Genomic DNA, 13,180 nt, shown 5'->3' with positions numbered 1-13,180 from the left:
TGTATATAATAACTAAAAGAGAATGTTAAACTGCAGTTATTGTGGGACTCCGAGAATATAGTGAAATCTCTGTTCTTAATATTTATTTTTATTCATTTAAGTATACATGCAAGAGCACCCAATTAACTGAAACCGAAAGATCAAAATTGTTTGAGTCATAGTTCAATTTTTTCAAAAGCCATATATTATTGATGGCGCTAAGTTCCAATCACTAAGAAGAACTCAGTGGCTAAGCCAAGTTAGCGCTTTGTTTGTGCCGATAAAGTCCTCTTATAATATTTGTAGGTCAAGAGCTGTTGGAGCCACATTTTCCGGAACATCCCCTTCAGATATTACTTATATCGTTCCCGTGACAAACAGTGAGTATATTGGTGAATTAGTGTGGTTAGAAAGTGACAAAAATTGCTCACAAAAGAAATGGAGTGACGTGCCATTTTTATCCTCTCCAATCGTTGACCCTACATTATATAAGATATTGTCTAATTTAGACTCACTATTAAATGCTGCGACCAAAAGTAATGTTGAAACCAATTTGAAAAAAGAGAAAATTCTCAGCTTTAAGAAACATCCAATAATATCAATTGGTGTGGAGCGAGACAAAACTGATTATTATTACAAGATCAATGTTGGAAACGACACATGCAATCAACTAACAGTCTACACATTAATAAATGAAGACTTTTTCGAAGTAAAAAGTGTTTATATGGTAATGTGTTAATTATTTAGTTTTCAATTATATTGGTAATATGAGCTGAAGAATACAAATTCCTCAGCTCCTCAGTCATTAGTGCTCGCAGGCTTTTGAGCACATAATTACAGAAGGTGCAATTGTACCACAACAACCTCCAGCACTATATGTGAAACATACAATTCCATTTGACATATTACCACCAGCTATATCAGCTGTTTGCTCTTGTGGAATGGCTTTTTTATCCGCAGATAGTGTTTTTATTTTCTTTTTGTTCAACTTGATATTCATAACAATTTCCTTTTTTACATATTTTAATTAATAAACGGCCCTAGATTTAAAAAACCAAACCAAGCCTAATTTATCACTTCAAAAAAACAATTATAAAAATTAGTTAATAACTTCCAATCGCATAATGTCAATTATTTAAATTCTATAAATCAAAAAACCCAAAAAACATCTAAAACCCTCAATGCATTAGTTTTTAATGAGTAAAATACAGTCACTATAAAAGGCAGTCTTTTGTGCAATTAGCCTCAATGGGAGAGACTGTGATCCAATCACGAGTGTAATCAATACATAAACTGAATAGTGATATTGTGCCACCCCCGCCTATACCATTAGTATGTTCTTGAGGTATGACTTTTTTATCCGAAGATAGCGTTTTTATTTTCTTTTTTCAGTTTGACATTCATAATGATGACATATTTATTACAACCCTTAAATTAAAAATACATTTACATAATAAGCCATTTATATCAACACATTTTTAACCCGCATCAAAAAGATTTCTCTAATAGACTCTGTGATTAATTCTTAAAAGTGAATAACTAAATATTACCAAACACGAAAACCATACTAAAATTTAGAACAATCAATTAAACTCCTCTGATAATTAAAGTTATTTTTTAAGTTTAAAATTATAAACCCGATTTTCGCACCATTCTAAAATCAAGTTTATTTAATTTAAAAAAACAGTAAATTTTCTAACTTAAAACCTAAAATTATTTTATAATTCAAACTAAAATCGGTTAAAAGAAGATGTCAGGTATCAATGCATGGGGTTAGAAATACTAGAAATAAGAATGTGGGCAGAGGAAAGGTTTTCATTAAAAATATCGAATAAAGAAGCTCGAGAAATAAGCACAGTCGGGGAGTTTGCTCAGTATATTAGTGCAAACTCAAAGCCTGCTTTTCACCCACATTCGGATTATGAAGCCGTATACGATATGCTAGTTGATCTGTTGGTGAGTAAATACAACATTCCAAGGGAATCGATTGTCGAAACTTCACTACTTTATGCTGATTTAGGCTTGGGATGATTTTATTTAACCAATCGCCCAACGAAAAGACAAATTAGCTTCAAACCCAACTAGTCCACAGCCTGTAACAATTAAAATCAAAGCAGCATACCAAGAGAACTTAATATCTGAGCTTGCCTTAATTAACGACTTATTCTTTAGCTTGACGCACTCATTGCCGAAAATCATTGGGTAAAAGTCATCAAGTTGTGCTTCATAAAACGCTTGAAAAGATGGCTTCCCCCAAGAAATCCAGTTTGCTTTTTCATGCTCTAACCAAGTTCGATAAAAAACCTTACAAAAATAATAGTTTAAAACGATCACAGCCGCGAATATCACTAAAATACTGACCGCGATTACATCAAACATATTGAGCACCGATTAAGTCGTTCTGATACAAAGATAATGCAGAAAACAAGCAAGCACTAAGAACCGAGCTAGGTACCAGGCTACGTTTCTAAAGCGACTTCCTGCTTATCAAACACCTTGGCATAGCCACCGACTCTGACCTCACTCACCTGCCCGTTATCTAATTTGATAGTCGCTGAGATTTCAGACGCGCATTTCATGGCACGGCCTTGCTCAAATAGATAGTCAATTGTTGTGTTTGAGTCAGAGTAGATGTGCTTAGCTAAATAACATGCAAGGGCACCACTGGCACTGCCTGTTGCAGACTCCTCAGGGATACCAAAAAGTGGTGCGAAATTCCTACAACTGGCTGTGTAGGTTGACTTAGATCCATTCAATTCAAATACATGAGCGCCAACCAAGTTATGCTTTTTGCAAAATGCACTCATCAATTCGTCGTTGAGCGTCACTTTGTCAAGATAGCCACTTGGTACTGGCACTATCATATCCGCAAGCCCTGTGGTGACAATTTCGATGGGCAAGCATGTAGATGCCAAAACGTCATCATCCAAACCGATTAATGGCGAAATTACTTGGTATGAGAAGCTGCCTAAAAAGTCGGGTAAACGCTGCTGCATGACGACTTGTCCGTTGGTGTCAATATGCACTTCGAGTATACCGGCCTTAGTTCTTTGCACATATTGCCCAGCGTTAATCATGCCCTGTTCAAACATCACTGAAAATGCAGCCAAGGTCGCATGTCCACAAAAGTCAACTTCTTCGGTTGTTGTGTAAAACGTCAGCTCAAAATCCACCTCTTTATCGCGGGTAACAAAAGCCGTTTCTGAAAAGCCAACAACTTGGGCAATCTGTAATTTTTCAGCACGAGTTAAGTGCTCAGCATTTAATACCACACCAGCTGGATTACCACCTGCCCCTTCTAACACAAATGAATTAACCAAAAACGTCTCTACTTGCTTCAAACTAGACTACCCCAAAATTTATATCGTTGATTTTATGTTATTTTATAAAGTGAGCACGCTCATTATTTGACACCATATGTAACTTTTGCGCTCTCAATTTGCTCGGCTTCAGTAATGTTAGGAAACAGTTTGTAGCTGGGTGCTACGATAGGCTTAACCTTATTCACCGTAATATGAATAACGCCCGCAACCGGATATTTATCCCCCGTTATAGGCACTATTTCTTTAAAGAGTATAGGAAAGTGACTGTCTTTTTTAGCGACATAGTTTGCTTTACCATAGAGTTGAAAGCCCTTTTGCGTAAACACATCCACACAGCTTACGCACACATTATCGTTATGTTTTATATTGCGAACACTATTTGCTGATGCAATATTGGCTATGAGCAGTTCATTGTCTTTGTAGGTAACAAACACTTCTTTGGGTGACACACTCGGCCCCCCGTCTTTATCAACAGTTGCCAACCAACATAATACGCTCTGGTGAATTGATGACTTAACTTCTTCTGTAAACATGATCATTCCTTTAAATAAATAAGCCTTGCGACTTTCATAAACCAAGGTTGCTCCCATAACTCTATTTTAGCTTGTTCACGTGTTTTTTGTTCTAAAAATGCTTCATATGCATCACCTAAGTCACTGTGTTTGTTGATTTTTGGATAATCGATCACTATTCCTACTTTAGCCAAAGAGACACGTGCATGCTCAGTTTTGGCTTGGTCAACATATAGCATTTGGTTTTTAACATCTGCGTAATACGCGATTCTCTCTTGATCAAGCACATCAGCTATAAGCACCGCATCGACCAAACGCATATCTTGAACAAGAGGCCTAAATGTTGGATTATCTTGCCTTGCCCACACAATGATAAGTACAGCAAATATGACAGATGATGCTAGTACAAGTAATAGCTTGTTGTATCTTGTGATGTTCAGCATTTTGTTACTCTATTCTTGTTATTATTAGAAGACTTACTTACCTAAAGCTGCCATAAACCTTGCTCATTTTCACCTAAAATGTATATGGCGAACTGACCTTTACCAGGTATTTCCATCAGTGGCATTGCAATTTTAGCCCCTAACGCCTGAACTTTACGCACCGCTTCATTGATATCGTCCACCAGCCAATACGGGCGAATTATTGGAGACTCAGTCTCTCTAAGTGGCGCTCGTACCCCCACTAAACTGCCGTCATCAAGTCGGCAAGTTTTTGCACCACCAAGTAGCGGTTCTGGATCAGAGAAGGTTTTTTGGTATGTTTTTTCGTAAACTTTTACCACTGACTCAACATCTTCAGAGACGATTTCTAAGTATTGTATTTTCATAAGCTCTCTTCTAGCACTTTATTTGAGCATTTAAGATAAGTTTACATATAGCCTTAATGTATCTAAAATTGGCTCAGAGTAATTTTGTAAAAAATGACTTTCAACTACGCACTCCAGTCTAAACTCCAACTTTTGATAATAGGTTAGTTGATAGCCAAAAGCCCCTATACCAAGCTCAACACGTTCAGTTTTTTAAACTTTAACTGAGCAACAATTTTATAAGCACATCACTACTTATTATGAAAACGAGGTTTAGCACTTTCACTGTGTTCTTTTTCTAATGCACGTTTTTGTTTTTCTTTTACTTCTGCCCAACTACCACCTTGTTCAATCGCTGATATTCGTTGTTCATATTTATTCACTGCACGCTGAACTACAGAGCCCATATCTATCCCCGTCTCTTTTTCTAGAGCTAGGATGATATTTAAGTAGTTCCAAAGGATGTCGCCTAATTCATCTTCTAAATGACATTTTCTTTGTTTTGGGATCTCTTCTAGTACTTCAGAGACTTCATCTTGCAAAGCGGATAAATACGTATTTGAGCCTGAATACCAGCTATTTGTTTGGTCAAAAATAAACTTTCGCTGTGCAATTGCTAATAAGTTTTCTAAATCTGACACCTTTCTCTCACCTCAGGCTTTGAACTTTAAGCGTATAATGTCTGGCGACTAAAAGCTAAATCGAAATAACGATTGTACCTAGCTTATTGTTTAACGGTATGCCACCCGACTATTTGATTTAACTTAGCCTAACTTTACGATTAATTTGTACATTGGCAATTTTTCTATTTTAGGTAAAATGCAAAAAATTAAAACAAATAAGGATATAAAAACCTGAACTTATAATTATGTTTACACATTTTTCTCTCATTCGGCTCATCGCCTTTTACTTTCTTGCAATGATTATTATGTCATTGCCAGTAGTGTTATTAATGTATTCAAACACGCCCGACTCATTCTTGAGCCTATCCAACGCCCATACCAAAGAACTTATCGAGATAACATCGTGTGTACTTATATTAATACTAATATTGCGCTTTCTTAAGCCTAAGCAAAGGCGTGTAATCTTTTCAAATACGGCATCAAAAACTGAGTACGCCTATATGACAATACTCGCTTTAGGACTACTTTGTATGTATTTTGCCACTGCAGACATCTTGCAATTGTATTCGCACATCGACCTTAAGTTGGTTGACGACAATTTTTTAGATCCCAACATCTCACCGCAAGACGATCATTTTATTTTCTACATGTGTGTACTATTTGTCAGCCTAGTGATCGTGGTGCCTATTTTTGCAGAAGTCGTATATCGAGGTGTATTACTAGATAGGCTATATATAAAGCTTTCCCCGTTGTGGGCCATTGCTTTAAGCTCGCTTTTATATGGCTCTATGCATAATAATTACATCGGCAGTCTCATTTTGGGTATTATTTTATGCCTAATAAGGTTTAAGTATCGAACACTTGCCGCGCCTATTTTTATCCATATGCTGCATAACTTGATTGTATACGGCCTTATTCTCACCTCTTATTTTGTGAACTTAAGCTGCATTCCAATTATCTCTGGCTTAGTGAGCGACCCCAACATCAAAACCATTGCGATATTGCTCAGTATCGCCACACTGATTATTGGCACATATTGTTATTATGTCCTTCGCGACATCCCTAAAAACAAGTTTAAAAAGCGTACTCGCTCTTTGCATGAAACGCCTCTAAAGCAAACAAATTAAGAAACTACATACAAACTGATCCGGTTGGAGCTAGTCTTTATTTAGCTCCACAGCGCTCAACATTAAATTTATAATAACCTACCCAACACGCTACCCTTGATTTTCAATTCTCGCTATGATGGCAGCTGCATATGCTTAATCATTACAAATGCCAAGGACTTAAGGAATTTTTATGCAAAGTATCAGTACCCTCATTTCTGAGCAATTTAGTCAATTAAAACCCTACAAAGCTGGCTTAACAACCGAAGCGATACAAGAACAATATGGCCTTGAACAAATACATAAGTTTGCCAGTAATGAATCCCCATTTCCGCCTTCTGAATTGGCAATGCAAGCAGTCGCTGAGGCAATGCATACTAGTAATCGCTACCCTGATTATCAAAAGCTTCGTTTGGTTATTGGCGAGCAGTTTCAACTGTCTGCAAGCAACGTGATACTTGGGTGTGGTTCAATCAATATTCTCGATATCATTTTTCACGCTTTTAACAGAAAAGGCAGCAACGCTGTTTTTACAACATGTAGCTACTTCGCATACCCACTGCTTGCACAAAAATCAGGCATTGACGTAAAGCTTGCACAGACTGACGAAAACCTAGGACATATTGCACACAATTTGTTAGCTCAGTGCGACGAAAACACCAGCTTATTGGTTATTGACAACCCGAGTAATTTTTCCGGCAGTGCGCTCGATGCCAAAGAGTTAGAATACATCTTTAGCAATGTCCCAAAGCATACTTTGGTTGTGCTTGATCAAGCATATGAAGAGTTTACTGATGCAGCCCCCTTATCCATTAACAGCCAAACATTTGCAGATCACCCAAACCTAATTGTGACGCGGACATTTTCCAAAGCATATAGCTTGGCAGCACTGCGCATTGGTTATGCACTTGCTAACTCGGAAATAATCGACTGGTTAAATCGCGGACAACAGCCTTTCCCAGTATCAAACTTAGGCATTGCTGCCGCCATTGCCTCATTGCAGGACAAAGCATACAGCGACATGGTGATTAACAGCGTTAAACAAGGCCGTAAATTACTGACTGACGGGCTAAATCAGCTCGAATTAAAGTGCTATGCTAGCCATTCAAATTTTGTATTGGTCGAATTTGGCGAAAACGCTGGTGACATTTATCAGCAGTTATTGGAGATGGGCTACATCACGCGCCAAATGCAAGTATATAAGCGACCAGATCTCATCCGTATTTCTATTGGTAATAACGAAGAAAACACCAAGTTACTCAGCGCGCTCAAAACACTACTCAATCCATAACTGGTATTCAAAAAGCACAACCATGAAGGGGCAAACACCTTCATGGTTGAGTCTGTACGTTTACAGCTTAGTTATTGGCGTGTGCGCCCCAAGTCCCGAGCCATACACAATGGCATTCAGTAGCAATCGATTAGTGGCAAGTGTAGAGCCCCTAAATACCGGTTGACCAGAGAATAAAATAATTTGCCCATTGCCTTTTCTTTCACGAGTTAAATAGGCTGAATTTGCAAGACGCTTGCTGGCTTCAGGCCATAACAAGCCACTCATACGTAGTGTCAGCTCTTGCTTTTCGGGTAATGTCGCCCATCCCACTTTACGTGAAACGGGTTTATCTTTTGCCTCTTTGATGTGTTTTTTCCACGCGCTGGCATCCATTTCTTGATAACTGCCAAACCTTACCGCAGTTTCTACGCGGCCTTTACTCATCAAGATGGGATCTCTTGCTGTTAAAACAGGGATCACAGGCGGCGCACCAAAAGTAAGCCAATGTTTTTGATCAGTTCTTGCAGCGACAATCGCGCCAGACGTTCTAAATTGAGCAAGCCATTCATCTTGCTTTTTAAGTTGCTTTTCTGACAACGGCTTTGCTTTATCATCCCAAGGATAATTGACTGTATCTACTGCGTTATGTTGCCAAATATTGCTGATTTCTGGGTAGCTGTCTTGCTGTGCTAACCACTCTCTTTGCAATGCGATGTCGTATTGCTCAATCTCTTTGAATGCGTCTTTTATCTCCCTTACTTGGCTTAGCTTTGCTTTAGGATTGGTCAACTGAGGAACTGAGCCATCAATCGCAATGAGTGTGCCGCCGGACTCAACCCAGTTGTTGATAGCAGATAATTCGCTCTTTCCTAATTTACTACGCCACGTTGAAGGTAAAACAAGCGTGTTGTATCGCCTTAGATCTGTCCAGTTAAAGTAATGACTATCAATGTGTGAATGACGAATGCCTAAGTTGCTGTCAATACTGTGCCAAATTGCACCAAAATCCAGTGAGCTTACACCACTGCCATTTAAAATCGCAATTCTAGGTTGCGCCAGTACTTTAAAGTGAGAGCCACCAAAATCAGGTAAATCACCTTCCCCGTGTCCACCTGCTACAGCGTACGCGGTAACTTGCATTTCTTTGGCTGTTTTTTCTACTACTGCATCCAAATCGCCTGCAAAAAATTCATTATCATAACGCGAGACTATAATGGAACCACGGCTGATATTCACATCATCCAACACAGTTTCTTTATTAATAATGCGTGTTGTCACGCCGCGCTCCATCAGCCGTGCCGCAAAGCCAACAGATGCATCATCTTGACCGTCAATGACATACGCCAATGAGTTCTCTTTTTTAATAATTGGCGGGCGCTGCCTAGGAGCCTCATAAGGGCGAATATCTTCGCTAATGTCTTCTTTAACAGTCAGTGCTTCAAGGCCGTACATCATGGAAATATTCCACGCCGTCGCGTCATACATTAAGCTTGAACCATTTCGCAATAGGCGCTGACGCTCTTCAACTAATACCTCATCCGTAATTTTTGCGTCAAATTCTAACATAGCTGACACCAACCGACCTTGCGGTTGGCGATTACGGATCAGTAGCGTGCCAGCTGGCAGTTCTGTTTTAACTTGCTCGCCGAGCTGATTTTTAGCCTTACTCACTTTAATTGGTTTAGTGCTTTGGTGCAGCTCAAAGCCTTGCAGCTGCATTAAATTGACAAACTTAGCCATTCGCTGATGATTTTCAGTTGGTAAAATAGCAAAAGTCTGATCTGCAAACGGGCTGTCTTTAGAGATGAGCTTACGTTTGTCTTTGACAAAGTCTCGATAAATATCTTTGGAGTGTTTTGCTAAGGTTTTAATGTTGGCAATGCTGCTAACCAGTTGCTTGTCGACCCCTTCTGCATAACTCACTATACGACCATTCGGCTGCATCACGCCGTCTTCTTTGATCCGTGCTTGCTCGTACAGAATATGAATGGTGCCTCTAAAAGCAGCATAACTCGAATAGCCTGGATATAAGTTTTCTAGCCACTCCCCCATATAATAAGGCCAATTTTCTTTATCTAACGCATCAGCTTGGTCTTGCTCAAACACTGTGCCCCATTTTCTGATATGTGATGATAAGTTTTTGTTTACTGGCTCTCTTGCCAAACCAAATAAATAAGTATCCATCGGCCCCATTTCATGGGCATCTATCATTAACTGTGGGTTCCATTCATTAATGGAGCGAACAATTCCTTGCGTTTCTGGGTGCACACCCAGCGTAAAGTCACGGTTTAAATCAAAATAGTAATGGTTGCTTCTGCCAGTTGCCCATGCATCTGAATGAAGTGTGGACTGCGTGTCAACATTCGGAGCGACGCCGCGACGCTGTTGCAGCTGCTTGGTAAAACGTGCACGACCGTCTGGGTTCATCAAGGGGTCAATAATGATCACGCTTTTATCAAGTAACGTTTCAATATCTTGCTCTTGCGATGCAATGAGTTGATATATGACGGCAAGTGCCGCATCACTGCCCGATGCCTCATTGCCATGAATGGTATAAGCTAACCATGATACCGCAGGTAGACGATCAATAATGCGCTTTTCTTCAGAGCTGGATAGATTGACCGGGTTTGCAAGTCGCGCTAAGTCAGACTTGATTTGATCAGTGTTAGCCAAGTTTTTTGCTGACGAGATGACCACATAATGTAAAGGTCGCCCTTCATGAGATTTCGCATATTCAACTACTTGCATTCTGTCACTGACTTTTTGCCATGCCGCCAGTGCCTCTGTAATTTGAGCCGGTGTTGCAGCGCGCTGCCCAACAGGAAAACCTAATATACTTTCGGGTGTGGGAATAGATGAGCTCAATTTTCCCTCAACTAAGGGTTTGTTGTAATTCAGCCCTTGCAGCTCGGTTGGTAAGCGCTTTACGCCATCAGCTGCGTTGGCACACATTGCCAAAGCGCTTGCGATGGCAATAGACAATGCCTTATATGAATTGCGCATATACATTGTTGATTTCCTTATTATTGTAATAAAAAAGCAGCTGACCTATTTTTAAACTGTCAGCGTTTTAGACACTATCACTGGCTATTTTTGCGGTCAAACAGTGGACGATAAAGCGAAGAAATATAAGACAAAGTTCTATGTCGATAACAAGCGTTTCAAGAACTGGCACATAGCTACCAGTTCTTTATATCCCATTTTTAGTGAATAGACTTAGTCAATGCTGAACTCTTTCAAAACGTCTAAATCTATATACTCCAAAACTTTTTCATGCGTTGCACTGAGCTTAACTGGCGGTGCAAACCCAGCTATATACGCTTCTTTCCATCTTAGGGCACATAAACACCAGCCATCACCCGGCTTTAAACCCGGAAACTGATACTGAGGCGCTGGCGTACTCAAATCATTGCCTCTTGCTTTGGTAAATGCCAAAAACTCTGCAGTGACGATTGCACACACAACATGTGTGCCATGATCCATGTCATTAGTGTTACAAAAACCATCTCGCATAAATCCGGTTAACGGATCGATACAACATACCTCTAAGTCTCCACCCAATACGTTTTTCGCTTTCTCTAGCGCCATTATTTCGACTCCATTTATTTCGATGATCAATCATGAAAATAAATGGTGTTACGAGGTACAACTAAATAAGGATTACTTTTTAAGGGATTAAAACCCACTTTGCTCAATATAAATAGCGCGCTAATTCTTTTTTCGTTATTGAGCAGTGTTCTGATAGGAAGGGAGCAAGAGAGCACAAGCTTTTATTATGCATGCGCTCTCTTCAAAAGTTTAAAGCAACACACTACCCCAGTTTAAAGCCGCCGACTGCCTCGCGCAGCTTTTTAGCACTGGCCATGGTTTTATCAGCTACCTCTTCATTTTCGACAGCTGTATCAAAGTTATGGCGTGTGCCTTCTGACATTTGCGTCAGATTACCACTTATGTCCTCTGTTACCTTACTCTGCTGCTCTGTTGCCGTGGCGGTTTGCACTGCAACATCCGATACACGCGCTGATGCTTGGGCAATTTTATCCAAGGACTCCAAAGTCTGAGAAGAGCACTCCACTGTTGAACTCGTTGACTCATTGCCTTTTTCAATCGACGATACCGCCTGCTCGACGCCTTGTTGTAAGTTCGAGATCATTTCTTGAATATTTTCAGTTGATTGCTGTGTTTTACTGGCAAGCGTGCGTACTTCGTCAGCAACCACTGCAAAGCCTCGCCCCTGTTCCCCCGCTCTTGCAGCCTCAATGGCCGCATTTAACGCCAGTAGATTGGTTTGCTCTGCAATACCGCGTATAACATCTAAAACCGACGTTATATTTGTTGAATCTTCGGCAACTTTAGAGATTGTGTCTGACGCATGTGCAACCACCTCTGATAACTGGGTTATTTGGCTCACCGTCTGGTTAGTCACGCTTGTTCCTTCGTCTGTCAGCTCATTCACATGTGACAAATCTTGCGCGGTCAGGCTAGCATTTTTTGCCACCTCTTTAATTGCATAAGACATTTCATTTACAGCAGTGACAATCACTTCAATGGCTTGAAGTTGATTAGAGCACGTATCGTGAATATCTTTAGATCCGCGCTCAAGAGACTCCACCCCTTTAACAACCGACATAGACTCATCAACAATAGTGCGTATCAGCTCTGATAGACCTGCAACAAACTTATCAAATTCATTGGCCACATCGCCTAATTCATCATCGCGGTCTGAGTTAATGCGCTTGGTCAAATCCCCGTCACCATGGCTCATCTCTTTTAACTGCTTCGCCAAATCATTGAGCGCATTGGCCATTTTTTTAGGCGCTATCACCCCGATGGCAATAATAATCGCAACCACTATGGCGCTGATCACCCAAATCACGGTCAAAGTACTGTTTACTTCACTGATAGATTGGTTACTCACCTCGCCACTTATCCTATCAGCGGCCTCTCCTGCCAAATTAAAATACTCCCTAAGATCGTTAAAGCTTTGTGTTGCGACCCCTTCGCTTTGAATGATAGCGGCGCTTTTATCACCTTGGCGTATTAAATCAAACACCTTTTGAGAGTCACTGAGCCAAGTCCTGTACTGGTTATCAAAACCCCGAAGCGGTGAGAGCGCACTGGGGTAATCTTGCATTAACTCACGGTATTTGTTCATGCGATCAAGCGCTTGCTGGGCATTTTCTTGATAATCAGCATATAAGCTGTTGTAGCTGTTATCCAAGTTGGTGCTGTACAAGGTGTGCTGCTCCGCTGATAACGCTTGGTATAAATCTCTATCCGCATTGATAACAGCAGAGATTGCGGGATTAAATTTGTTACCAACTTCACTGAGGCTTTTTTCAGTTTTAGATATAAGAAAAAGATTGATAGACACAACCGCGATAAAAAACACAGAGATGGCAAAAAACAAGGATGAGTATTTGACTTGCAGACTTTTGAAGTTCATCTAAATTCACTATTTGCTTGTTACTTATTACAAATATAGTTAGAAATAGCGAGTTTTCAGGGGAAATTAGTGTCTAGTTTTTTTGACCAACAAGCTTACAGCTTAATTAA

The 13,180-nt window shown here is 40.0% G+C and carries 14 protein-coding genes; 4 read left to right on the top strand and 10 right to left on the bottom strand.

Features of this window, described 5'->3' with window-relative positions; translation table 11 throughout:
* Positions 1–379: 379 nt before the first annotated feature.
* On the top strand, positions 380–718 hold the full coding sequence (locus QNM16_RS03760) for a hypothetical protein (protein WP_284019253.1): 339 nt from the start codon (positions 380–382) through the stop codon (positions 716–718).
* Positions 719–784: 66 nt separating this feature from the next.
* Here the strand turns inward: QNM16_RS03760 and QNM16_RS03755 are convergent, their stop codons facing one another.
* Positions 785–979: a hypothetical protein gene (locus QNM16_RS03755; RefSeq protein WP_284019252.1), complete on the bottom strand. Its 195-nt coding sequence runs from the start codon at positions 977–979 to the stop codon at positions 785–787.
* A gap of 767 nt (positions 980–1,746) precedes the next feature.
* Here QNM16_RS03755 and QNM16_RS03750 point away from each other — a divergent pair.
* Positions 1,747–2,010 (top strand): acyl carrier protein, encoded by a 264-nt coding sequence (locus QNM16_RS03750; protein ID WP_284019251.1) that lies wholly within the window; start codon positions 1,747–1,749, stop codon positions 2,008–2,010.
* A 6-nt stretch (positions 2,011–2,016) separates the two neighbouring features.
* On the opposite strand, the gene QNM16_RS03745 is transcribed toward QNM16_RS03750, so the two are convergent.
* From QNM16_RS03745 to QNM16_RS03720, 6 genes are all read right to left on the bottom strand, one after another.
* Positions 2,017–2,358, bottom strand: coding sequence for a hypothetical protein (locus QNM16_RS03745; protein ID WP_284019250.1), 342 nt, complete (start codon positions 2,356–2,358; stop codon positions 2,017–2,019).
* 80 nt (positions 2,359–2,438) lie between these two features.
* Positions 2,439–3,320: a PhzF family phenazine biosynthesis protein gene (locus tag QNM16_RS03740; protein WP_284019249.1), complete on the bottom strand. Its 882-nt coding sequence runs from the start codon at positions 3,318–3,320 to the stop codon at positions 2,439–2,441.
* Positions 3,321–3,382: 62 nt separating this feature from the next.
* On the bottom strand, positions 3,383–3,835 hold the full coding sequence (locus tag QNM16_RS03735; protein ID WP_284019248.1) for a pyridoxamine 5'-phosphate oxidase family protein: 453 nt from the start codon (positions 3,833–3,835) through the stop codon (positions 3,383–3,385).
* A 2-nt stretch (positions 3,836–3,837) separates the two neighbouring features.
* Positions 3,838–4,257 carry a hypothetical protein gene (locus QNM16_RS03730; RefSeq protein ID WP_284019247.1) on the bottom strand — a complete coding sequence of 140 codons (420 nt, stop codon included), beginning with the start codon at positions 4,255–4,257 and terminating at the stop codon, positions 3,838–3,840.
* Positions 4,258–4,298: 41 nt separating this feature from the next.
* Complete coding sequence (locus QNM16_RS03725; RefSeq protein WP_284019246.1) at positions 4,299–4,643, bottom strand: VOC family protein; 345 nt, start codon at positions 4,641–4,643, stop codon at positions 4,299–4,301.
* Positions 4,644–4,873: 230 nt separating this feature from the next.
* Positions 4,874–5,263 carry a MazG nucleotide pyrophosphohydrolase domain-containing protein gene (locus QNM16_RS03720; protein ID WP_284019245.1) on the bottom strand — a complete coding sequence of 130 codons (390 nt, stop codon included), beginning with the start codon at positions 5,261–5,263 and terminating at the stop codon, positions 4,874–4,876.
* Between the two features lie 512 nt (positions 5,264–5,775).
* On the opposite strand from QNM16_RS03720, the gene QNM16_RS03715 reads away from it, so the two are divergent.
* A complete protein-coding gene (locus QNM16_RS03715; RefSeq protein WP_284019244.1) occupies positions 5,776–6,372 on the top strand; it encodes a CPBP family intramembrane glutamic endopeptidase in 597 nt (198 codons plus the stop codon).
* Between the two features lie 172 nt (positions 6,373–6,544).
* Positions 6,545–7,642 (top strand): histidinol-phosphate transaminase, encoded by a 1,098-nt coding sequence (gene hisC / locus QNM16_RS03710; protein ID WP_284019243.1) that lies wholly within the window; start codon positions 6,545–6,547, stop codon positions 7,640–7,642.
* A gap of 60 nt (positions 7,643–7,702) precedes the next feature.
* Here the strand turns inward: hisC and QNM16_RS03705 are convergent, their stop codons facing one another.
* From QNM16_RS03705 to QNM16_RS03695, 3 genes are all read right to left on the bottom strand, one after another.
* Positions 7,703–10,633, bottom strand: coding sequence for a M14 family metallopeptidase (locus QNM16_RS03705; protein WP_284019242.1), 2,931 nt, complete (start codon positions 10,631–10,633; stop codon positions 7,703–7,705).
* Between the two features lie 207 nt (positions 10,634–10,840).
* Positions 10,841–11,212, bottom strand: a complete 372-nt coding sequence (locus QNM16_RS03700) for a DUF2237 family protein (RefSeq protein ID WP_284019241.1) — start codon at positions 11,210–11,212, stop codon at positions 10,841–10,843.
* A 223-nt stretch (positions 11,213–11,435) separates the two neighbouring features.
* A complete protein-coding gene (locus QNM16_RS03695; protein ID WP_284019240.1) occupies positions 11,436–13,070 on the bottom strand; it encodes a methyl-accepting chemotaxis protein in 1,635 nt (544 codons plus the stop codon).
* Positions 13,071–13,180: the final 110 nt, after the last annotated feature.

The organism is Pseudoalteromonas umbrosa (assembly GCF_030125375.1).
GTDB classification, from domain to species: Bacteria; Pseudomonadota; Gammaproteobacteria; order Enterobacterales; family Alteromonadaceae; genus Pseudoalteromonas; species Pseudoalteromonas umbrosa.
The sequence above is the reverse complement of the archived record's forward strand: the minus strand, read 5'-3'. Positions and strand labels throughout refer to the sequence as shown.

Coding starts and splice junctions, on each gene's coding strand:
- QNM16_RS03755 (WP_284019252.1), bottom strand. CDS start 979: ATGAATATCAAGTTGAACAAAAAGAAAATAAAAACACTATCTGCGGAT.
- QNM16_RS03750 (WP_284019251.1), top strand. CDS start 1,747: ATGGGGTTAGAAATACTAGAAATAAGAATGTGGGCAGAGGAAAGGTTT.
- QNM16_RS03745 (WP_284019250.1), bottom strand. CDS start 2,358: ATGTTTGATGTAATCGCGGTCAGTATTTTAGTGATATTCGCGGCTGTG.
- QNM16_RS03735 (WP_284019248.1), bottom strand. CDS start 3,835: ATGTTTACAGAAGAAGTTAAGTCATCAATTCACCAGAGCGTATTATGT.
- QNM16_RS03730 (WP_284019247.1), bottom strand. CDS start 4,257: ATGCTGAACATCACAAGATACAACAAGCTATTACTTGTACTAGCATCA.
- QNM16_RS03725 (WP_284019246.1), bottom strand. CDS start 4,643: ATGAAAATACAATACTTAGAAATCGTCTCTGAAGATGTTGAGTCAGTG.
- QNM16_RS03715 (WP_284019244.1), top strand. CDS start 5,776: ATGTATTTTGCCACTGCAGACATCTTGCAATTGTATTCGCACATCGAC.
- hisC (WP_284019243.1), top strand. CDS start 6,545: ATGCAAAGTATCAGTACCCTCATTTCTGAGCAATTTAGTCAATTAAAA.
- QNM16_RS03705 (WP_284019242.1), bottom strand. CDS start 10,633: ATGTATATGCGCAATTCATATAAGGCATTGTCTATTGCCATCGCAAGC.
- QNM16_RS03700 (WP_284019241.1), bottom strand. CDS start 11,212: ATGGCGCTAGAGAAAGCGAAAAACGTATTGGGTGGAGACTTAGAGGTA.
- QNM16_RS03695 (WP_284019240.1), bottom strand. CDS start 13,070: ATGAACTTCAAAAGTCTGCAAGTCAAATACTCATCCTTGTTTTTTGCC.